Here is a 19,859-nt window from a genome sequence, read left to right as displayed (position 1 = left end):
GTTGTCGCCGCCATTATGTTATATGCGTTTATCAAAAGTGCCGTTCGGTTCATGAACTACTACTAAGGAGTTGGTGTCGGCATGATGTCCCTGGATCCGGTGACTTTAAGTCGAATTCTTACCGGGGTAACGCTGTTCGTTCATATTATATTCGCTTCCGTCGGCGTCGGGATTCCGATGATGATCGCCTTGGCCGAATGGCGGGGGATCGTCACGAATGATCCCCAATATACGCTGTTGGCCCGCAGGTGGGCCCGAGGCTTTGTGATCTCGGTGGCGATCGGCGTGGTGACGGGAACCTCCATCGGTCTGCAGCTCAGCTTGCTCTGGCCGACCTTTATGCGCGTAGCCGGCCGGGCGATCGCGCTTCCGCTGTTTATGGAGACGTTCGCCTTTTTCATCGAGGCGATTTTTCTCGGGATCTATCTGTATACCTGGGACCGGTTCAGAAAACCGATCTACCATCTGCTGCTCTTGGTGCCCGTAGCCATCGGCTCCTCGGCTTCCGCGTTTTTTATAACGACTATGAACGCGTTTATGAACACGCCGCAGGGATTTACGTTAAAGAACGGCGTGTTCGCCGATGTCCAGCCGTTGGTGGCCATGTTTAATCCGGCGACGCCGACGAAAGTGTCGCACGTGCTGGCCTCGTCCTATACGCTGAGCGCCGGGCTGCTGGCGGGAATCGCGGCGTTCAGCCTGCTCCGCGGACGTAAGGAAGCTTATTTCAAAAAGGCGCTGAAGCTCACGGTCACCGCCTCTTTCGTCTTTGCGCTCAGCACCGCGGTCATCGGCGATTTCTCGGGAAAATTCCTCGCTCAATACCAGCCGGAGAAGCTGGCGGCCGCCGAATGGCATTTCCGCACGATGGAGCGGGCACCGCTCATTTACGGCGGCGTACTGGACGAGCATGGCGAGGTCAAGTACGCGTTGGAGATTCCGTACGCGCTCAGCGTTTTGGCGGGCAGTTCGCCGGATACGAAAGTGATCGGCCTGGAGGAGTTCCCGGAGGATGAGCGGCCGCCGTTGTTGATACACTATATGTTCGATCTGAAAGTTACGATCGGCATGCTTCTTGTGCTGATTCCTTTCCTGTTTTTGCTGCGGAAGCGGCTTCCGGGCAAGCTGCGGGGAAAGGGGTATCCGAAATGGCTTTTGCTCGGCATCGTGGCGCTGGGACCTCTGGCCATGACCGCGATCGAACTCGGCTGGATGTTTGCCGAATTCGGCCGGCAGCCTTGGATCGTAAGGGGCTACATGAAGGTGTCGGAAGCGGCGACTTCGTCGGAGCATGTGGGCTCCATGCTGATTCTGTTCATCGTTCTATACATCATCCTCTGCGTGTCCTGCATTTATGTGCTCGCCAAGCTGTTCCGGAACAAGGATGTGGCTGAGGAGATGAAAGAGCTCGGTATAGCGGGAGGGGATGGGAAGTGAGTTATGAGATGGTCGGCATTACGGTGCTTTGGACGTTTTTGTTCGGGTACCTGATCGTGGCTTCGGTGGATTTCGGAGCGGGCTTTTTCAGCTATTACAGCGTGATTACCGGTCATAAAAATAAAGTGCACAACATCATCCAGCGCTATCTCTCCCCGGTCTGGGAAGTGACGAATGTGTTTCTCATCTTCTTCGTGGTGGGTCTGGTCGGTTTCTTTCCTGATTCCGCCTATTACTACGGGACGGCGCTGCTGGTTCCCGGCAGTCTGGCCACGGTTCTCCTGGCGCTGCGGGGGGCTTATTACGCCTACAATACCTATGGCAGCAGCAAAGAGAACAACAAGCTCTACATGGCCATCTACGGGGCGACGGGCCTGTTGATTCCGGCGGCTCTGTCGACCGTACTGGCGATTTCCGAAGGCGGGATTATCCAGGAAAGAGCGGGACGCGTCGTGTTGGATTGGGGCCGGTTTCTCAGTAATCCGTATACCTGGTCGGTCATCTTGCTGGCCCTGGTATCGGTGCTATATATTTCGGCCATGTTTTTGGCCTTTTACGCCGACCGGGCCGGCGACTCCGGCGCCTTTGAGGTGCTGCGGGGTTATGCGCTGATGTGGAGCGGGCCGACGATTCTGGCCTGTGTGTTTGCCTTTTTTCAGATTAACCTGCAAAATCCCGAGCATTTCGCGAATATGCTGAAGATGGCGTGGATGTTTATCGCCTCGCTGATTTGTTTCCTGCTGGCGGTTTACTTTGTTTGGAAAAGGCGTCACCTCGGCTGGTCGTTTTTGCTGGTTATTTTCCAGTTCGGCTTTGCCTGGTACGGCTATGGCCGGTCTCATCTGCCGTACATTTTGTATAAACAGGTCAGCATCTATGAAGCCATCACGAACGAAACGATGGCGGTAGCGCTGATTACCGCTTTCGTCGCCGGGCTGCTCGTCTTGGTCCCTTCGCTTATCTTGCTGATGCGGCTGTTCCTGTTCGACGCTAAATATGTGCGAGGCCATTCGCCGAAGAAAGGATGAGGGTTTGCGGATGGAACATTTTATGATCATGGTGGCGCCTTGGCTTGTCGTTGTTTTCGCGCTTGTGTTTTTGTTTGTATTCGCCTGGAGGTATAAAGATCCTTCGGATTAATCGGTATGACCGATCGGACCGGCCGTCAAATTTGGATTTGCTTCCTTGGGTGATTTACAATGAATAAAAACATCATCCGGCGGATGGACAGGAATGGAAGGAGGAAGTCTCGGTATGCCGAGAACGCGCTACAACAACCTTGACAATGTCAGTACGGACAAAACGTTAAAGCAATTTAAGCAATGGCGGGAGGAGCGCCGCAGAAAGAAAAAAGATTATTCCTACATTATCCCGAATTCGGAACCCCAACTGGATTATCTGCTGGGCAATAAAGAGGAAACGTCGATCACCTGGATCGGTCACTCGACCTTTCTCATCCAATATGAAGGCTTAAATATCGTAACGGATCCGGTCTGGGCTTCCCGGATGGGGTTTCAGCGGAGGCTCGGGGCACCGGGGATTCCCATCGACGACGTTCCGGATATCGACGTGATTTTGATTTCGCACTCCCATTACGACCATATGCACGTGTCGTCCATCCGCCGGCTTTACGGAAGCGGGACGCAGATCATCGTGCCCAGCGGATTGGCGCGTAAAATGATGCGCAAGGGCTTCCAGCGGACCCGGGAATTAAAATGGTGGGAGCAATTGCGGATCGGGGACGCCAAAATCTCGTTCGTGCCGACCCAGCATTGGACCCGGCGCACTTTGTTCGATACGAACACCTCCCATTGGGGCGGATTCGTGCTGGAACCGGCGAATCCCCGGGAAGAGGTGAAGCGGCAGGTGGTGTATTTTGCCGGAGACAGCGGTTATTTCCGCGGCTTCGCCGAAATCGGCGAGCGCTTCGACATCGACGTGGCGCTGCTGCCGATCGGCGCGTATGAACCGGAATGGTTCATGACGAGCCAGCACACGACGCCGGAAGAGGCGCTCCAGGCTTTCGTGGACGTCAAAGCCAAATTGATGGTGCCTATGCATTACGGCACGTTCCGGCTGGCCGACGACACGGCGCGCGAGGCGCTCGACCGGCTCGAAGCCGACCGGCGGAAGCGCGGCATTCCGGAGTCGGCGATCCGCGTGCTGCTGCACGGCGAGACGCTGCGCTTCCCGGAGGCGTGACGGCGGAGCCCGGCTTGAGGCCGGGCCAGGCGGAGCAGGCGGGGGAGCGGGAACGACGGCGGAGCTCGGCAGCCGGGGGCGAGGCGTGTGACGGCGGAGGCCCGGGCAGGCAGGTCAGCGCAAGGCGGGGGAGGGCCGGTGCCCGGCGGAAGCCCAGTCAGCGCAGAGCAAGCGGGCGTGTGGCGGAGTTCGGCGGAAGCGCCGGCCGGGCAGAGTAGGCAGGGCGGATATGGGCCCGTGCCAAGGGCCAGGCCGAGGCCGTCGTCCGCAGGGGGGGCCGCTGTGTGCAGCGTGGCCGGCCGGTGCTGTTTAGCGGGAGCTTCCGCCGAAATAGCGGCCGAAAAAGCCGTTATTTCGGCCCAATTCGGCTCCAGAGGAAAAATAGCGGTCAAAAAAGGCCCTATTGCCCTGGCGGAGGCCCCGAAATCAGGTTTTGCCCCGTTTTTTCTCAAAATAAGGGCCCAAAACACCGCTATTTCGTCTCATTTTGCCAAATTCGACAAAATAGCGCCCCAAAAAGCCTTTATCCACTAACCTGCCGACTTCAAGGGAGAGTGGATCGCAGGCCCCGCGACCGTTTTGTCGAAACTAATGGAAGGTGCGCCCGCGCTTCTACTTCTACTCCTTCGTACAATCACCTCTCCGGCCGTTTGAATCCATTAGATCGCCGCAAAACAACCGGCTCCTACAAACCAACCCCTTCATCTGCCAGTTTTTCCAGGTCCGAAGATTAAATTAAAGGGTCCCGGGTGACCCGATGTCCAGATAACCGGATAACCCGGTGACACCGGATTCGAAGATTTCCGGGATTCGCTTCTTTTTCATTTTTCAGCTTCTTCACGATCAATGAATGGGCTTCGGGGAGGATCTATGCTATAATATTGACCCAGTAGTGGACAATGGATAAAGGATGGGATTATTTAAATGATCAGTACTAATGGTGTAACGCTCCGATATGGAAAACGGGCACTTTTCGAAGATGTAAATATAAAGTTTACGCCGGGCAACTGTTACGGGTTGATCGGAGCCAACGGAGCGGGGAAATCGACCTTTCTGAAAATTTTGGCGGGGGAGATCGAGCCGAACCAGGGCGAAGTCAGCATGACGCCGGGGGAACGCCTGGCCGTTCTGAAGCAGAACCATTACGAGTATGACGAGTACCCTGTACTGGAGACGGTAATTATGGGGCACGCGCGCCTCTATTCGATTATGAAAGAGAAGGACGCGCTCTATGCCAAGGCCGATTTCTCCGAAGAGGACGGGATGCGCGCGGGTGAGCTGGAAGGCGAATTCGCGGAGCTGAACGGCTGGGATGCGGAGCCTGACGCGGCCGCGTTGTTGATCGGTCTCGGCATTCCGCGCGATCTGCACGACAAGAATATGAAGGAGCTCAGCGGCAACGAGAAGGTCCGCGTCCTCCTGGCGCAAGCGCTGTTCGGTCGTCCGAACAACCTGCTGCTGGACGAACCTACGAACCACTTGGACCTGGAATCGATCCAATGGCTCGAGAACTTCCTTATGGACTATGAAGGCACCGTCATCGTCGTGTCCCACGACCGCCACTTCCTGAACAAGGTATGTACGCATATCGCGGATATCGACTTCGGCAAAATCCAGATGTACGTCGGCAACTATGATTTCTGGTATGAGTCCAGCCAATTGGCGCTGCAAATGCAGCGGGATGCGAACAAGAAGAAGGAAGAGAAGATCAAGGAACTCCAAGCCTTCATCCAACGCTTTTCCGCCAATGCCTCCAAATCGAAACAGGCGACTTCCCGGAAGAAGCAGCTCGACAAGATTACGCTCGACGATATCCGTCCGTCCAACCGGAAATATCCGTTCCTGCACTTTAAAGCGGAACGCGAAGCCGGGAAGCAGCTGCTGACGGTGGACGGTTTGACCAAGAGCCTGGAAGGCGAGAAGGTGCTCGACAATGTGAGCTTCGTCGTCAACAAGGGCGACAAGATCGCTTTCGTCGGTCCGAATTCGCTGCCCAAGACGACTTTCTTCCAAATCGTGATGGGCGAGCTGGAAGCCGATGCCGGCGAATACAGCTGGGGCGTAACGACATCGCAAGCGTATTTCCCGAAAGACAACTCGAAATACTTCGACGGGGTGGACCTCAATTTGGTCGATTGGCTCCGTCAGTACTCCAATGACCAGGACGAAACCTTCCTGCGCGGTTTCCTTGGCCGGATGCTGTTCTCCGGCGAGGAGGCGCTGAAGAAGGCCAGCGTGTTGTCCGGGGGCGAGAAGGTTCGCTGTATGCTGGCTAAAATGATGCTGAACGGCGCCAACGTGCTGCTGTTCGACGAACCGACCAACCACTTGGATCTCGAGTCCATTACGGCACTGAACAACGGGCTGATCGATTTCGACGGGACGATTCTGTTTACCTCCCATGACCATCAGTTCATTCAAACGATCGCCAACCGGATTATTGAAATCACGCCTAACGGTATTATTGACCGTGTTATGACTTATGATGAATATCTGGAGAGCGAAGAAATTCAAAACTTGCGCAAGACGATGTATCCGGAAGAGGCGTAACATCAACCGGACCGCAATTCACAATTAATACCGAATACCGTACCGAAGGATACGCAACAAAACAAGCCGCAGCTGTTTACGACAGCTGCGGCTTGTTTTTGCGGCCGGGCAAGGGCTCTAGGAGCCTCCGGTCCGACGGCGCTGATTATTCGGCTTTTTGTTGTTTTGGCTTTTCAACGTTTTGGTCTGCTGATTTCCCATCATCCCCGGTTTGTTGGCGTTTTGCTGCTGCTGTTTCTTCTGCTGCAGCTTCTGGCGCATCGCTTCGGCCAGATCGATTTTCCGGGGCTCTTTGTTTTCCGTCATCACAATCATCTCCTCAAAATAGAAGGGGGCTGCCCTTATTTTAAACGTTTTTAAATAAGCGTACAACGGGAATAATGAGCCTTGACCACTTTTGCCGGGGGCAACACTGTTTCTCTGGACTTACACGGATTTCATTTGCTACGATGATGTAACGACTTTGATAACTTAGGTCTTGATGTTCCGGTCTGGAGGTGCGGAGAACTTGGATATTTACGAAGATATACGAAAAGGGGAACGGGGAGCTTGGGTCAGTATCGCCGCTTACTTGCTGCTGTCGGCATTCAAGCTGATCAGCGGTTACATATTCGCCTCCAGCGCGCTGCTGGCGGACGGCTTTAATAATTTGACGGATATCGTAGCCTCTGTCGCGGTGCTGATCGGACTGCGTATTTCGCAGAAGCCGCCGGATTCCGATCATGCTTACGGCCATTTCCGCGCGGAAACGATCGCCGCTCTGGTTGCGTCGTTTATTATGGCTATGGTGGGCATCCAGGTCATTATCACGGCGGTGCGCGGCCTGATTGAGGGGAGGCATGCCGAGCCGGATATTTTGTCCGCCGGAGTAGCTTTGATCTGTGCGGTGGCGATGGGCGGCGTGTATTTGTATAACCGCAAATTGGCCAAGCAGATCAATAACCAGGCTCTGATGGCGGCGGCCAAGGATAATCTTTCGGACGCCCTGGTGAGCATCGGGGCCGCGGTCGGGATTGTGGGAGCCCAGTTCGGCATCCCCTGGCTGGACGGCGTTGCCGCGGTAGCGGTAGGGATTTTGATATGCAAAACGGCATGGGAAATATTCCGTGAATCGACCCACAGTCTTACGGACGGGTTCGACGAGCGGGAACTCAGCGATTTAAGGGGGACCATCGCCCGGATTCCGGGAGTGGAGGGCATTAAGGATTTAAAAGCCCGCGTACACGGAAATCATGTGCTCGTTGACGTCGTAATCGAAGTCAATCCGCAATTGTCGGTCATTGAAGGGCATCATATCAGTGATTTAGTGGAGGAGCGGATGCGGAAAATCAAAAATGTGATGCATGTCCATGTCCACGTTGAACCGAAATCGGCGGAATCGCGAAAAGAGAAGAGTCAGTAAGGCGAAAGACCGGGCCCGGTTTCCTGTATAGGAAATCGGGCCCTTTTTATTTGCCTCCCAGCTAGTCTAATAGGAGTACAACGCCATCGAAATGTGTGTGAATCGACGGATTCAGACAAAGTTCGACATGGTCTATAATGGGAACAAGTCCAAAGAAAGGAGGAACGATACAGAATCCGCCTATAGACATCAAGAATATCCTCAGGAGGCATAAATTATGAAACGAAGCATAGCGGTAATCGCGATGAGCGTTGTAATGCTAACTACTTTTACGTCCATGCAGCAAGATGTATCAGCGGCAAATTCTTCGGTTGTGACTCGAGGCCACATCGAGAACGGAGTGAATTTGCGCGACAAACCCTCGCTTTCGGGCCGGGTGATCGGATTATTGAAAAAAGGTTCGGATGTTACCGTGTTGGAACGGAGCAACGACTATTTTTATAAGGTGCAGAGCGGCGATGGCTCGATCGGCTATGTGAGTGCGTCGGATAAATATATCAGCGTTGGGGAAACGGCTGCAACGCCGACGCCAAGTCCGCAAGGGGCTTCCGCCGTCGTCAAATACGGCGTGAATTTCCGGGACGAGCCGTCCGCATCCGGACGAGTGCTCGGTATGCTGCGGAAAGGGAGCGCGGTTACGGTACTGGAGCGCAGCAATAATTATTTCTATAAAGTACTTACCGAAAGCGGGCAAATCGGCTATGTGAGTACGTCCGACAAATACTTGGAAATCGGAGGCACGGTTCCCGGGCCGACGCCTACCGTGCCGGTTCCTAGCGTGCCTACGCCGTCCCCTGCTCCCGCTCCGGGGGCTCCATCCATCAGCGAGCGAATCGAATCGGTCATCCGGACGGGGCAAAAGTATCTGGGGACCCCGTATGAGTTCGGTTCGGACCGCAGCACGACAACGAGCTTTGATTGCTCGGATTTTGTGCGCCAAGCGTACCGTGAAGCGCTCGACATCGTTCTTCCCGCGGATTCCCGCAAACAGGGGCAATGGGTCCGGGACAACGGCACCGCGGTTTACGATATCGGAAGCCTGAAGCGAGGCGATCTGGTCTTCTTTATGGAGTATCGCGGCTCCTCCCCATCGGCCTATCAAGGGGTGGACGTCAACAATGAGCGGATTACGCATGTGTCCATCTATCTGGGCGACGGTCAATTGCTTCATACCTATTCGGCCAAATCGGGCGGCGTGCGTGTGGACAAGTTTGATGGATCTTGGAAACACCGCTTCTTATATGGCGGGAGTGTGTTGAAATAATCTTTAAGTCATCATAATCGCAGTGAAAAAAATCGCTCCGCAAGAACAGGGGATCCCGTGTCTGCGGAGCGATTTCGCGTTAGGAGGATGACTTTCACGTCATCCTCTTATAAATTAATAGGTAGGAGTGTAGCCCGGGAGATAAATCCAGGCTTTTCCGAGCCAGGTATATATTTCAACCCAGTTGTTGACAATTTGGCCCGTCGGACTGACTTTTTGGGGCGCCAGGGCGCTCAGTGCCTTGCCGCCCGGAGTTTCATAGAAATACGTAATCTTGGTAAGCGTAACCGGTTTTGGCGCAAGAATGAGTTCATCCGGAGAGACGATCGGCTCGTCCAAATCCAAGTAAGTGATGTCCGTTACGCTGGACCCCTGCGAAGAAGAAGTTCCGGTTACTTCGACGGTTTGTCCCACGACGGTTGGAACCTCGTTCGTTTCTGTAGTCGTCGTGGCCGGGTCTGCCGACACGCTCGTCGCCAAAGCGGCGGTGAGGAGCATGGAAGCGGATAGTGCTGCTATTTTTTTCATGAATCTATTCCTCCTTAAACAGTATAAAATATATATTCTAATAGTTCATATAAACAGCCAAGCAACCTAAGAATCATTTTTTTGTTAAATTCTTTTACAGTTATTTCCGGGCATTTTTGGGAAATGAAAGGAGGCAGCATGAGGAAAAGGAGACTTTTTATCGGGTTTATCCTTTTGGCGGTCGTGTCGATCGTCATTGGTCTGATTTTGTATATCCGTCCAACGGATCAACTGGACCTGCGGTATTCCGAGATTTCATGGAAGGACAAGCTCTTTGCGATGGCGGAGACCCGGCGGGCGGAATTGACGCTATCCGAGCGGGAATTGAACCAACTGGCCAAAAAAGCGCTGACGGATTATCTGGAGAAGAATGACCTCCCGGTAACCGTGACCGGGGCGGAGTTTCAGTTGAATGGAGACCGGCTGGAGGCCCGTATCCATGTTTCTTGGGGGGGCCTAGAGGCGGGCTTCCGTGCCGGATACCGGATGGAATATTCCGCCGGACAGTTGACACTGACTCCCGAATTTCTGCGGGCACGTCGTTTGGAACTTTCCCCGGGAACTTTTGGCTTGAAGCCGATCACCGTTCAGCTTGATGCCGCTCTTCCGGACGTAGTAAAGATTAAGGCGGTCGATTTTCAGGAGCATTCGCTAAAAATGCGCTTTGCTTTGGATTGGATCGAGTTGGCCGGATATTTGGAAACATGGCTGTAAGACAAAATTAGAAAAAGCGCGAGAGCAAGGTCTCAACCTTGGCATCTCGCGCTTTTTCTAATTTTGACAGGGAAGGAGCCTTAAATCGTTTTCTCTACAAAGAACGGCTTCTTCCTGCAAACAGAGAAATCACAAATAAGACAAGAAAAATGAAGAATAGCACTTTGGCGATGGAGGCCGCTGCCGCGACGATATTAAAGAATCCGAATATTCCGGCAATCAAGGCAATGACCAAAAAAATCATAGACCATTTCAGCATGCGAATCATCTTCCTTTCATCATAAATTGTTGTATAGTGGTACTTAGGAAGCAGTTTTTGCCAACCGGTCGGCTTTCCCTCTAGGAGGGTCATCCGGGAGAACCGGTTGCTTGTAGCTTTCATTAACCCGGGGATTTTGGTCTGAAACAAGCCCGTAAACAGGCAGTTTTTGGCTGTTTGACGCTTTGTTTCGGGACTAAGGGCTTAGGGTAACTATGGTGTATCGAAGCATCCTTACAGAAAGAGAGGGAACGGTATGATTTGGGAACTGAGCGTTGCGCTGATTGCCGTAGCATTTACGGTACTTGTCATCTTTTTGATCAAAACGTTGAAAGCGGCGGAGAAATCGCTCGACAAAACGACGCAAACCTTGCAGGAAGTTCAAAAGACAATTGACGAGCTTAGTTATGAAGTAAAGCATGTGGTGCGGCATGCCAACGATTTGACCGGGGATTTGCAGCATAAGATGGAGCAGATCGATCCGGTGCTCGAATCGGTGAAAAACGTGGGTGAAGTATTGAACGAGGTTACCCTGGCCGCGAAGCAGGTCTCCACGGCGTTTATCGATCGAATTAAAAGCCAGCCCAAACGGTCCAAGGCTGCCAATGTTTCTTCAAACAAGGTGGTAGCTCAGACGCCGGCCGAAGTGCAGAACTATGATCCGGCGTATCAGGCGCCGCACCCGAAAGACGCGCACAAATCGCCGGGCTGGATGAAATGGGTGGATGTGGCCGCAGGGTTGTGGCAGAAATACCGTTCCTGATTCCGGGCGGTACATAGGTTATCTTTTAAGGGATAGCTGAACAGGTTTGCGGATAGGGCCCTATGCCGGACAACGGAAACAATCAGAAAGGGTGAGGAACATGTTGAACGCGCTGTTGCTGCTGGTCGGACTACTTTCTCCCTTTGCCGGTTTTTCGGCGTCGTCTGCCATGGGGCCGCCCCCCGCGGAGCCTGTCGCTGAATTGGCCCTGCTGCAAGCTCCGCTTTCTTCCCTTGCGCGGGGAACGATGACCGCGGAGCGGCTTGAACACTTCGATTCGATGGGCGGTGTCTCTTTATCCGATGATGTTCAGCTGATTTTGTCGAAAAAAGGGGAACCGGAACGAATCGAGGAAGATGATTTTACGGGGTTTACGGAACTTCATTACGGCAACTTGGCGATAGGTCTCTACGAAGATCTTGTTTACTACGTACACACGGGGCCGTCTCCAAAAAACATCACATTGAACGGCAAGGTCATACCTTTGCAAAAGCCTTGGTTGGAGCGTTATCTCGGCAAGCCGGACTTTGTGGCCGAGGACGGGGACGTCTACATCCGGGGACACGCCGCTTTGAAACTTTATAAGGATGCGGACACCGGCAAAATCACCGGGGCGGATTTATTTGACGATACCGTATCGTAAAATCTTGGCTTCAAGCTGTTTCATTTAAGAGCTAACAGGGTAATTAAACCTAGATTTTTGGAATGTATTGAATAGACTGCTTGGAAGGGAGCGGGTATCATGAGCACGATCGACAACAAAGCTTATGCCAAAATCGTAGAGAATGGTGTACAGGCTGTAGAGACGGTTCAAGAACTTCACTCCGCCGGATATGCAGCTGAACATATTTATGTGCTGGCCCATGACCAGGATCGGAGCGATCGGATCGCCGAGGCGGCCGATGCCGGCCACATCGGACTGAAGGAAGAGGGCGTGTTTACCGCGATCGCCAATCTGTTCCGGTCGCGCGGCGACGAGCTCCGCGCCAAAATCATCTCTCTGGGATTTACCGAATCGGAAGCGAGATTTTACGAGAAGGAACTGGATCTGGGCAGAGTGTTGGTCATCGCGAAGAGAACGGCCTGAGTTAAATATTTCAGGTTTCCAAACTTATAGATAAGGAATGGGCGGGTAGTCCCCATTCCTTATCTATGTTTTTGGAGTTTTGTGCAAATCTTGTCTATGTAGGTAGAATTTTGTCATATTATGACAATTCCCCGTGGAAACATGATATTCTGAGAACAGATTTAGATCTTTTCAGATGGCTAAGGAGAGATTTATGAGAATTTTAATCGTGGACGATAATCCGACAAATATCATTATTATAAGAGAGATTTTGAAGAAAGAAGATTATAGAGACACGGTGGCCGTTTCTTCGGCCCTGGAAATGTTTCAAAGGCTGGGGATTGAGACACCCGGCGCTCCGATGGGGAGTGGCTATTCCGATATCGATCTGATTTTGCTGGATATGATGATGCCCGAGATGGACGGCATCGAAGCCTGCCGGCTACTGCAGCAGTACGAGAACCTCAAGGACATTCCGATCATTATGGTCACGGCGGTCGGTGATTCCAAGAAGCTCGCTGAAGCCCTTGATGCCGGAGCCGTCGATTACGTTACCAAACCGATCAACAAGGTGGAATTGATGGCCCGAATCCGTCTGGCTTTACGATTGAAGCACGAGAAGGACTGGCACAAGGAGCGGGACCAGCGGATTCAGGAGGAACTGAAGCTGGCGGCATTGATTCAAAATGCCGTATTAAGCTCGCCTATCCGGGATCCTCACTTTGAGATCGACGCGCTCTACAAACCTTCCTTTGAACTGGCAGGTGATCTGTATTCCTGGTATCCGCTCGGAGACGGGAGATACGGGATCATTTTGCTGGATATGATGGGCCACGGTATATCCTCGTCGCTGTTCTGCATGTTTATCGCCTCGGTCCTAAAGGACACCGTCAGCACCTATGTCGAACCCGAAAAAGTCATTCAGGAACTGAACCGCAGATTCAATATGCTCTATATAGACAGCCAGCTTGTACAGTACTATTTCACGGCGATCTACCTCGTGGTCGATACGAAGCATAAGAAGATCGATTATGTGAACGCGGGGCATCCTCCGGCCTTGTTCTATCAAGAAGGCAAGGAAGTCGCCAAGCTGAATGCGGTTTGTCCGCCGGTAGGGCTGTTCGACAAAATCGAGGCGGCGCCGCAGACGGTTTTTTATGAGGGTGAAGGCCATGTGGTGCTTTATACCGACGGGTTGATCGAATGCGTGGACGGTACGCAGGAGGAGCAATTGGATTGGCTGGAGCGCCAAGTGCGGGTCTCGCACGACTTTAATAAGGAAGAGATGGAGAGACTGCTGTTTCATGAAGATCCCCCCCAGGACCGGGAAGATGACAAGTGCCTGGTGTGGATCACATTAAAAGGAGGAGAAGGCAAGGCATGAAAATCCGCAGCAAGCTGGTCATCGGCTTCAGTTCGCTCTTAATCATCATGCTGATTTTGACGTTCACCGGTTATGACCGTTTAAGGTATATGAATGATGAATTGGACAACATTTATAGCGACAAATATTTCGTGATACAGAACACATCGGGGATGCGGGGCGAATACAACGATATCGCGCGCATTTTAACGAATATGCTGCAAAGGCAAGATAAGGACTATACGGCTGTTGAGCAGAAAAAATTGGAAACCAAGACTCAAAAAGCGGCCGATTACTATGAACAGGTCAAATTGAAAGCCCGATCCGCCGATGAGCAGCAGGTCATTGGAACGATCGACAATGCCTTGGACGCCTTCGAGGACTATAAAAACCATGTGCTGGCCCTGCTGAATCGCGGAGATTACGAGGCGGCGAATAATTACCGGTTGTCCACCGGCCAAGAGGTTCAGGATCATTTGCTGAACACCTTGAACGAGTATCGTGATTACTACAACGCGCAAATTCAAGAGGCCATCAAGGAAACGCAGGCGGAATACGAACGTTCGATCCGGCTGACCATTTCCACGATGGCGGTTGGGCTTCTGGTAGGGCTCGGGATCGTCCTATGGATTCTACCGAGCATTGCCCGCGGTTTAAATGCGGTCAATCAAATGATGTACCATTTCGGCAAGGGAGAATTGGACGCCATTCAACAAGTGGCTATTCCCACTAAGGACGAAATCGGGGAAGTCGCCCGAATTTTTCAGGAGATGTCGGAAGATTTGCAGGAGAAGCAGCAGGCGGAGGAAAAGTTCCTTCAGTTGCAGAAGGACCAATCCTGGGTCAATTCGAACCTTGCCCGGATTACGGATCTGCTGCATGGCATCAATTCATTGGAGCAGATCGCACAAATGTTCATCAGCGAGTTTACGCCGGTGGTCGGCGCCCGTTACGGAGCGATGTATATCCGTTACGAGGATAAGAACCCCGATCAGCTCTACTTGGCCGGAACCTATGCCGGCGGTCGGGACTTGAATACTCCCGAGGCCTTCCGGGTTGGAGAAGGGCTGATTGGACAAGCGGCGCTCGACAGGAAGCCGATTTCGCTGCAGGAGACGCCGGACGGTTATGTTTCCGTCCGTTCCGCGTTGGGCGAGTCGCAGCCGAACCACATTTATATCCATCCCGTCATGTTTGAAGACGAATTGATGGGGGTTGTCGAGTTCGCCTCCTTCGAGCCGTTTTCCCCGGTTCAGGAGCAGTTGATGTCCGGGTTGGCCTCCAACCTGGGGATCATTCTGAACAATATCAACCGCCGCCTGCGGGTCGAAGAACTGCTTCGGGAGTCTCAAGCCTTGACGGAGGAGCTTCAGGTTCAATCGGAAGAGCTGCAGACCCAGCAGGAGGAACTGCGCAGATCCAACGAAAGTATGGAGAAGCAGACGCAGGCGCTGAAGCGTTCCGAAGAACTGCTGCAGCGGCAGCAGGAAGAACTGGAGCACTTCAACACCGAGTTGATAGCCAAGACCCGGGCCTTGGAGGAACAAGTGCAGGAGGTCAAGGAGAAGAACGACGAAATCGAACAGACGAAGCTGGAATTGGAGCGTCATGCGGCTCAGCTGGCGCAAACCAGCAAGTACAAGTCGGAGTTCCTGGCCAATATGTCCCACGAGCTGCGGACCCCGTTAAACAGCCTGCTGATTCTGTCCCAGCTCTTATATGAAAATAAGGAGCGCAACCTGACCGAGAAGCAGATCGAGTACGCGCATACGATTCATATGTCCGGCGCGGATCTGCTCAAAATGATCGATGAGATCCTCGATTTGTCGAAAGTGGACGCCGGCAAGATGGAGATCAACCGGGAATCGGTCCGACTCGACGACTTGACGCGCTTCGTGGAACAAAACTTTGGTCCGGTCGCGCAGAAGAGCGGAATCGTGCTGAACATCGAGGCGGATGCTTCCGTTCCGGCCGAAATTCATACGGACGGGCACCGGATCAAGCAGATCCTGCGGAATCTGATGTCCAACGCTTTCAAGTTTACGAGCCAAGGGGAAATTTCGCTCCGTATCGGTACCGCGGAGCCGGAAAACTTGCCGGAGGGTCTGGATCCTTCCCGTCAGTATCTGGAAATGGCGGTGACGGATACGGGGATCGGTATTCCGGCAGACAAGATGGAGATTATATTCGAAGCGTTCCAGCAAGTGGACGGTACGACCAGCCGAAAGTACGGCGGTACCGGCCTCGGCCTGTCGATCAGCCAGGGGCTGTCGAAGCTGTTGGGCGGCCTGATCACGGTGCGGTCCGCAGAGGGCGAAGGCAGCACCTTTACATTGTATCTGCCGAAGGAGGCGCCGAACCGGCTGTTTGTGGCCGAGCAGGAAGCGGCCGTTTCGAATGCCGTCGTCGCCCCTTACTACAGCCAGAGCACTTACGTCCGTCCGGTTGAGCAGACGGCGGCCGCGGCGGAACCGGTCGAGGACGACCGTGAATTGCTCGCCAGCGGCGACAAAATCATGCTCATCATTGAGGACGATATTCAATTCGCCAAGATTCTGCTCGATATGTCCCGGAGCCACGGTTATAAAACCCTGATTGCCGTCCAAGGGGATGTCGGACTGCAAATGGCGAGGGAGTATTTGCCGGATGCCATTATCCTCGATATCCAACTGCCGGTGATGGACGGCTGGTCCATCCTGAACGAATTGAAGAGCCACGCCGAAACCCGGCATATTCCGGTGCATGTCATTTCGGTCGTTGACGATGCGAAGCAGGGGCTTATGATGGGGGCGATCGCTTACCTGCGCAAACCGTCCTCGCGCGAGCATCTGGAGCGGGCCTTCTCGCATATCGAATCTTTTACCGAAAAGAGTCTCAAACATCTGCTGATCGTCGAGGACGACGATGTGCAGCGACATTCGATCATCGAGCTCATCGGCCATGACGATGTCATGATCACGGCGGTTTCCACCGGTGGAGAGGCCTTGCGGGAGCTTCGCGAGCAGCATTACGACTGCATGGTGCTGGATTTGATGCTGAGCGATATCACGGGCTTCGATCTGCTGGACCAAATTCGCGACGATGAGGAATTGAACGATTTGCCGATCATCATCTACACCGGCAAAGACCTGAACAAGCAGGAAGAACTGCGGCTCCGCAAATATGCCGAGTCGATCATCATCAAAGATGTGAAATCGCCCGAACGCCTGTTGGATGAAACCACGCTGTTTCTCCATCGCGTCGAAGCGGAGCTGCCGGAGGACAAGCGCCGGATTTTGCAGAAGCTTCACAACAAGGAAGAATTGTTCGAAGGCAAAAAGATTCTGCTTGTCGACGATGATGTGCGCAACGTGTTCGCCCTGTCCAGCGTTCTCGAAGGTTACCGCATGAATGTGGTTTATGCCGAGAATGGCCGGGAAGCGATCGAGACCCTTCAAGAGCAGAGGGATTTCGATCTGGTATTGATGGACATGATGATGCCGGAAATGGACGGTTATGAGGCGATGCGCGAAATTCGGAAGATGCCGCAGTTCGCCAAACTGCCGATCATCGCGCTTACGGCCAAAGCGATGAAGGACGATCGGGGGAAATGCATCGAGGCGGGCGCTTCGGATTATGTGAAAAAACCGATTCAGACGGATCAATTGCTTTCGCTAATGCGGGTATGGTTGTATTCGTAACCTTGAGGAAAGGTTAAATATACGGTAAGCGGATCTTTTCCCGTTCAGGGAGGGATGCCCAGTTCTTTTGTAATCGGAGTTGAACCTATGACACCCAGTGATTTTTCGGAATATCCGGATAACGATACGTGCGGCTGGACCTCGCCGGACGAGCGGGAGCAATTGGAAATCGAACTGCTCCTGGAAGGGGTCCATCGGCTGTACGGATACGATTTCCGCAATTACGCGCTTCCTTCGCTTAGAAGGAGGATATGGCACCAAGTCCACGCGGAGCGTGTGACGACCATTTCCGCTTTGCAGGAAAAAGTGCTGCATGACCGGGAGTGTTTCGAACGCCTGGTCTACAGCCTGTCCATTCCCGTCACGGAGATGTTTCGGGACCCGTCCCTGTTTCGCGCTTTTCGCGAAAAGGTCGTTCCCCTGCTGAGAACTTATCCGTATATCCGGGTATGGCACGCGGGGTGTTCGACGGGGGAAGAGGTTTATTCGATGGCCATTCTTCTCCATGAGGAAGGTCTATACGATAAGGCGAGGATTTACGCCACCGACATGAACGGCCGCTCGTTACAGGTAGCCAAAGAGGGCGTGTTCGGAATTGAGAAAATGAAGCTGTATACGAAAAATTATCAGGATGCGGGGGGCACCCGTTCTTTTTCCGAGTACTATACGGCGAGATACAATTCCGTCATATTTCAGCCCTTTCTGCGCAAGAACATGATTTTTGCCGAGCACAACTTGGCCACGGATCAGTCCTTTAACGAGTTCAATGTTATCTTTTGCCGGAATGTGATGATTTATTTTGACGAAACGCTGAGAAACCGGGTCCATTCCTTGTTCCATCAAAGCTTGAGCCACTTCGGCGTCCTGGTGCTGGGAGCGAAGGAATCGATTCATTTTACGGAGTACGATGATTGTTATGAACCGCTGGACCGGGTGGAGAAAATGTATCGGAAGATTAAATGAAGGATGCAGGAGGATTCCATGGGGGTTGAAAAGCCGATTCATATCTTGCTGGTAGATGACCGCCCCGAGAACCTGATGGCCTTGGAAGCGGTCCTGGAAAGTGAACAATATAATTTGGTCAAAGCGACTTCCGGCGAAGAAGCCCTGAGGTATTTATTGAAAGAGGACTTCGCGGTTATTGTGCTCGATGTGCAAATGCCCGGACTGGACGGGATCGAGACCGCTAAGCTGATAAAGGCCCGGGATAAGACGAAGGATATTCCGATCATTTTCATCTCTGCCAACAGCAAGGAGGCGGAGCACTTGTTCGCGGGGTACTCCGCCGGAGCGATCGACTACATGGTGAAACCTTTTATCCCGCAAATTCTGAAATCGAAGATTGAGGGATTTGTGGACATGTACCTGACGAATCAGCGGCTGAAAACCCAAAGTATGCTTTTGCAGCAAAAAACGCTGGAATTGGAGCGGACCAATGAGGAGTTGGTCAAGGCCAAAGAGGCTGCGGAAATTGCGGCGAAAGCCAAAACGGAGTTTCTGGCCATGATGAGTCATGAAATCAGGACTCCGATGAACGGGGTTATCGGCATGATCGATTTGCTGCTGGAAACCGAACTGAAGGAGGACCAGAAGGAATACGCCGAAATTATTCGGGGCAGCGCGGATACGCTTGTCACGATTATCAATGATATTCTTGATTTTACGAAAATGGAATCCGGCAAAATGGAGCTGGAGGAAAGCCCGTTTGAGCTCAGATCGACGATTCAGGAGGTGATCGGCCTCTTTTCGGTGGATGCCGCCCGGAAAGGGCTGGAGCTGGTTTCCTTCGTCGACGACCGGATTCCGCCGGTTCTGTACGGCGACATGGGCCGCCTCCGCCAAGTGCTGATCAACCTGGTTGCCAATGCCATGAAGTTTACGGAACAGGGCGGAATCTATCTGATGGTCAACTGTAAAGAAAAAGACAGGGACAAGCATTTGCTGGAGTTTACCGTGAAGGACACGGGGATCGGGATTGCTCCCGATAAAGTGGACCGCCTGTTCAAGCCGTTCTCCCAACTGGATTCTTCCATGACCCGCAAATACGGAGGAACCGGCTTGGGACTGGCGATTTGCCAAACGCTGGTGCAGATGATGGGCGGCTCGATCCGGGTGGAGACCCTGGAGGAAAAAGGAGCTACGTTTGTCTTTACGGTCCGTGCGAGCGAATATGTGGATGAAAGCGCGGAATTGGCTTGCGCCGCCCAAGAATCGGTATTTCCGGGCGAAGCGGAGTCCAAGGAGCGCATGCTGATTGTGGACGACCATCCGATTAACCAGCGGTTGATGGTCAATATGCTGCAGAAGCTCGGTTATGAGCCGGAGGTGGCTGAGGACGGTCTTCAAGCCGTGAAAATGGCGGCTAACCGAAACTATGATTTTATATTCATGGATTTGCAGATGCCGCAGATGGACGGTCTGGAGGCTACCCGTAAAATTCGGGAGCAGCAGATCCCCGGCAAGGAACCGAAAATCATCGCGATGACGGCCAACGTGATGGACGGCATCCGATCCAAATGCCAACAGGCCGGAATGGACGATTACATCAGCAAGCCGCTCAAACTGGCTTCAGTAAAGACGGTTTTATCCAAATACAGCAAGAATTACATGACTGAAACTTCGGTCCACTGA

The 19,859-nt window shown here is 52.9% G+C and carries 19 protein-coding genes; 16 read left to right on the top strand and 3 right to left on the bottom strand.

The annotated features are described in order from the left end of the window. Positions 1-81 precede the first annotated feature (81 nt). The 6 genes from FRY98_RS27340 (at position 82) to FRY98_RS27320 (ending at position 6,189) form a co-directional block, all read left to right on the top strand. Positions 82-1,437 (top strand): cytochrome ubiquinol oxidase subunit I, encoded by a 1,356-nt coding sequence (locus tag FRY98_RS27340; RefSeq protein ID WP_148457862.1) that lies wholly within the window; start codon positions 82-84, stop codon positions 1,435-1,437. Beyond that, positions 1,434-2,465 carry a cytochrome d ubiquinol oxidase subunit II gene (locus FRY98_RS27335; protein ID WP_148457861.1) on the top strand — a complete coding sequence of 344 codons (1,032 nt, stop codon included), beginning with the start codon at positions 1,434-1,436 and terminating at the stop codon, positions 2,463-2,465. Before FRY98_RS27340 ends, FRY98_RS27335 begins: the two co-directional genes overlap by 4 nt. A gap of 10 nt (positions 2,466-2,475) precedes the next feature. Continuing rightward, on the top strand, positions 2,476-2,577 hold the full coding sequence (gene cydS, locus FRY98_RS29580) for a cytochrome bd oxidase small subunit CydS family protein (protein ID WP_373317761.1): 102 nt from the start codon (positions 2,476-2,478) through the stop codon (positions 2,575-2,577). Positions 2,578-2,691: 114 nt separating this feature from the next. Continuing rightward, positions 2,692-3,639: an MBL fold metallo-hydrolase gene (locus tag FRY98_RS27330; RefSeq protein WP_148457860.1), complete on the top strand. Its 948-nt coding sequence runs from the start codon at positions 2,692-2,694 to the stop codon at positions 3,637-3,639. Then, entirely contained in the window at positions 3,636-3,857 is a 222-nt protein-coding gene (locus tag FRY98_RS27325) for a hypothetical protein (protein ID WP_148457859.1), read from the top strand. Before FRY98_RS27330 ends, FRY98_RS27325 begins: the two co-directional genes overlap by 4 nt. Before the next feature lie 706 nt (positions 3,858-4,563). After that, the gene (locus FRY98_RS27320) at positions 4,564-6,189 is read left to right on the top strand and encodes an ABC-F family ATP-binding cassette domain-containing protein (protein WP_148457858.1); all 1,626 of its coding nucleotides are present in this window, start codon (positions 4,564-4,566) and stop codon (positions 6,187-6,189) included. Positions 6,190-6,306: 117 nt separating this feature from the next. On the opposite strand, the gene FRY98_RS27315 is transcribed toward FRY98_RS27320, so the two are convergent. Continuing rightward, a complete protein-coding gene (locus tag FRY98_RS27315) occupies positions 6,307-6,495 on the bottom strand; it encodes a hypothetical protein (protein ID WP_148457857.1) in 189 nt (62 codons plus the stop codon). Between the two features lie 202 nt (positions 6,496-6,697). Here FRY98_RS27315 and FRY98_RS27310 point away from each other — a divergent pair, with 202 nt between their 5' ends. Further along, entirely contained in the window at positions 6,698-7,591 is an 894-nt protein-coding gene (locus FRY98_RS27310) for a cation diffusion facilitator family transporter (RefSeq protein WP_211373376.1), read from the top strand. A gap of 217 nt (positions 7,592-7,808) precedes the next feature. Next, complete coding sequence (locus tag FRY98_RS27305) at positions 7,809-8,855, top strand: C40 family peptidase (RefSeq protein ID WP_148457856.1); 1,047 nt, start codon at positions 7,809-7,811, stop codon at positions 8,853-8,855. 114 nt (positions 8,856-8,969) lie between these two features. Here FRY98_RS27305 and FRY98_RS27300 read toward each other — a convergent pair whose 3' ends face one another. Then, positions 8,970-9,383, bottom strand: coding sequence for a hypothetical protein (locus FRY98_RS27300; protein WP_148457855.1), 414 nt, complete (start codon positions 9,381-9,383; stop codon positions 8,970-8,972). Between the two features lie 138 nt (positions 9,384-9,521). Between FRY98_RS27300 and FRY98_RS27295 the strand changes: the two genes are divergently transcribed. Next, positions 9,522-10,097, top strand: coding sequence for a hypothetical protein (locus tag FRY98_RS27295; RefSeq protein ID WP_148457854.1), 576 nt, complete (start codon positions 9,522-9,524; stop codon positions 10,095-10,097). A 94-nt stretch (positions 10,098-10,191) separates the two neighbouring features. Here the strand turns inward: FRY98_RS27295 and FRY98_RS27290 are convergent, their stop codons facing one another. Then, positions 10,192-10,356 carry a DUF1328 domain-containing protein gene (locus tag FRY98_RS27290; RefSeq protein WP_148457987.1) on the bottom strand — a complete coding sequence of 55 codons (165 nt, stop codon included), beginning with the start codon at positions 10,354-10,356 and terminating at the stop codon, positions 10,192-10,194. A 256-nt stretch (positions 10,357-10,612) separates the two neighbouring features. Here FRY98_RS27290 and FRY98_RS27285 point away from each other — a divergent pair, with 256 nt between their 5' ends. The 7 genes from FRY98_RS27285 (at position 10,613) to FRY98_RS27255 (ending at position 19,859) form a co-directional block, all read left to right on the top strand. Further along, positions 10,613-11,119, top strand: a complete 507-nt coding sequence (locus FRY98_RS27285; RefSeq protein WP_148457853.1) for a DUF948 domain-containing protein — start codon at positions 10,613-10,615, stop codon at positions 11,117-11,119. Positions 11,120-11,219: 100 nt separating this feature from the next. Continuing rightward, positions 11,220-11,762 (top strand): hypothetical protein, encoded by a 543-nt coding sequence (locus FRY98_RS27280; protein ID WP_148457852.1) that lies wholly within the window; start codon positions 11,220-11,222, stop codon positions 11,760-11,762. Positions 11,763-11,861: 99 nt separating this feature from the next. Then, positions 11,862-12,206: a YflT domain-containing protein gene (locus FRY98_RS27275; protein ID WP_148457851.1), complete on the top strand. Its 345-nt coding sequence runs from the start codon at positions 11,862-11,864 to the stop codon at positions 12,204-12,206. Positions 12,207-12,399: 193 nt separating this feature from the next. Next, the gene (locus tag FRY98_RS27270; protein ID WP_148457850.1) at positions 12,400-13,569 is read left to right on the top strand and encodes a PP2C family protein-serine/threonine phosphatase; all 1,170 of its coding nucleotides are present in this window, start codon (positions 12,400-12,402) and stop codon (positions 13,567-13,569) included. Continuing rightward, complete coding sequence (locus FRY98_RS27265; RefSeq protein ID WP_148457849.1) at positions 13,566-17,228, top strand: response regulator; 3,663 nt, start codon at positions 13,566-13,568, stop codon at positions 17,226-17,228. The genes FRY98_RS27270 and FRY98_RS27265 overlap by 4 nt, the downstream gene beginning before the upstream one ends. 87 nt (positions 17,229-17,315) lie before the next feature. After that, entirely contained in the window at positions 17,316-18,191 is an 876-nt protein-coding gene (locus FRY98_RS27260; RefSeq protein WP_148457848.1) for a CheR family methyltransferase, read from the top strand. 18 nt (positions 18,192-18,209) lie between these two features. Further along, positions 18,210-19,859 carry a response regulator gene (locus FRY98_RS27255; protein WP_148457847.1) on the top strand — a complete coding sequence of 550 codons (1,650 nt, stop codon included), beginning with the start codon at positions 18,210-18,212 and terminating at the stop codon, positions 19,857-19,859.

This window comes from Paenibacillus faecis (genome assembly GCF_008084145.1).
Taxonomy (GTDB): Bacteria; Bacillota; Bacilli; order Paenibacillales; family Paenibacillaceae; genus Fontibacillus; species Fontibacillus faecis.
This window is presented reverse-complemented; position numbering and strand designations above follow the sequence as displayed.

Excerpts from the sequence above, each read along its gene's own strand:
- FRY98_RS27340 (WP_148457862.1), top strand. The coding sequence starts at position 82 with ATGATGTCCCTGGATCCGGTGACTTTAAGTCGAATTCTTACCGGGGTA.
- cydS (WP_373317761.1), top strand. The coding sequence starts at position 2,476 with ATGGAACATTTTATGATCATGGTGGCGCCTTGGCTTGTCGTTGTTTTC.
- FRY98_RS27330 (WP_148457860.1), top strand. The coding sequence starts at position 2,692 with ATGCCGAGAACGCGCTACAACAACCTTGACAATGTCAGTACGGACAAA.
- FRY98_RS27320 (WP_148457858.1), top strand. The coding sequence starts at position 4,564 with ATGATCAGTACTAATGGTGTAACGCTCCGATATGGAAAACGGGCACTT.
- FRY98_RS27315 (WP_148457857.1), bottom strand. The coding sequence starts at position 6,495 with ATGACGGAAAACAAAGAGCCCCGGAAAATCGATCTGGCCGAAGCGATG.
- FRY98_RS27305 (WP_148457856.1), top strand. The coding sequence starts at position 7,809 with ATGAAACGAAGCATAGCGGTAATCGCGATGAGCGTTGTAATGCTAACT.
- FRY98_RS27300 (WP_148457855.1), bottom strand. The coding sequence starts at position 9,383 with ATGAAAAAAATAGCAGCACTATCCGCTTCCATGCTCCTCACCGCCGCT.
- FRY98_RS27295 (WP_148457854.1), top strand. The coding sequence starts at position 9,522 with ATGAGGAAAAGGAGACTTTTTATCGGGTTTATCCTTTTGGCGGTCGTG.
- FRY98_RS27290 (WP_148457987.1), bottom strand. The coding sequence starts at position 10,356 with ATGCTGAAATGGTCTATGATTTTTTTGGTCATTGCCTTGATTGCCGGA.
- FRY98_RS27285 (WP_148457853.1), top strand. The coding sequence starts at position 10,613 with ATGATTTGGGAACTGAGCGTTGCGCTGATTGCCGTAGCATTTACGGTA.
- FRY98_RS27280 (WP_148457852.1), top strand. The coding sequence starts at position 11,220 with ATGTTGAACGCGCTGTTGCTGCTGGTCGGACTACTTTCTCCCTTTGCC.
- FRY98_RS27275 (WP_148457851.1), top strand. The coding sequence starts at position 11,862 with ATGAGCACGATCGACAACAAAGCTTATGCCAAAATCGTAGAGAATGGT.
- FRY98_RS27270 (WP_148457850.1), top strand. The coding sequence starts at position 12,400 with ATGAGAATTTTAATCGTGGACGATAATCCGACAAATATCATTATTATA.
- FRY98_RS27265 (WP_148457849.1), top strand. The coding sequence starts at position 13,566 with ATGAAAATCCGCAGCAAGCTGGTCATCGGCTTCAGTTCGCTCTTAATC.
- FRY98_RS27260 (WP_148457848.1), top strand. The coding sequence starts at position 17,316 with ATGACACCCAGTGATTTTTCGGAATATCCGGATAACGATACGTGCGGC.
- FRY98_RS27255 (WP_148457847.1), top strand. The coding sequence starts at position 18,210 with ATGGGGGTTGAAAAGCCGATTCATATCTTGCTGGTAGATGACCGCCCC.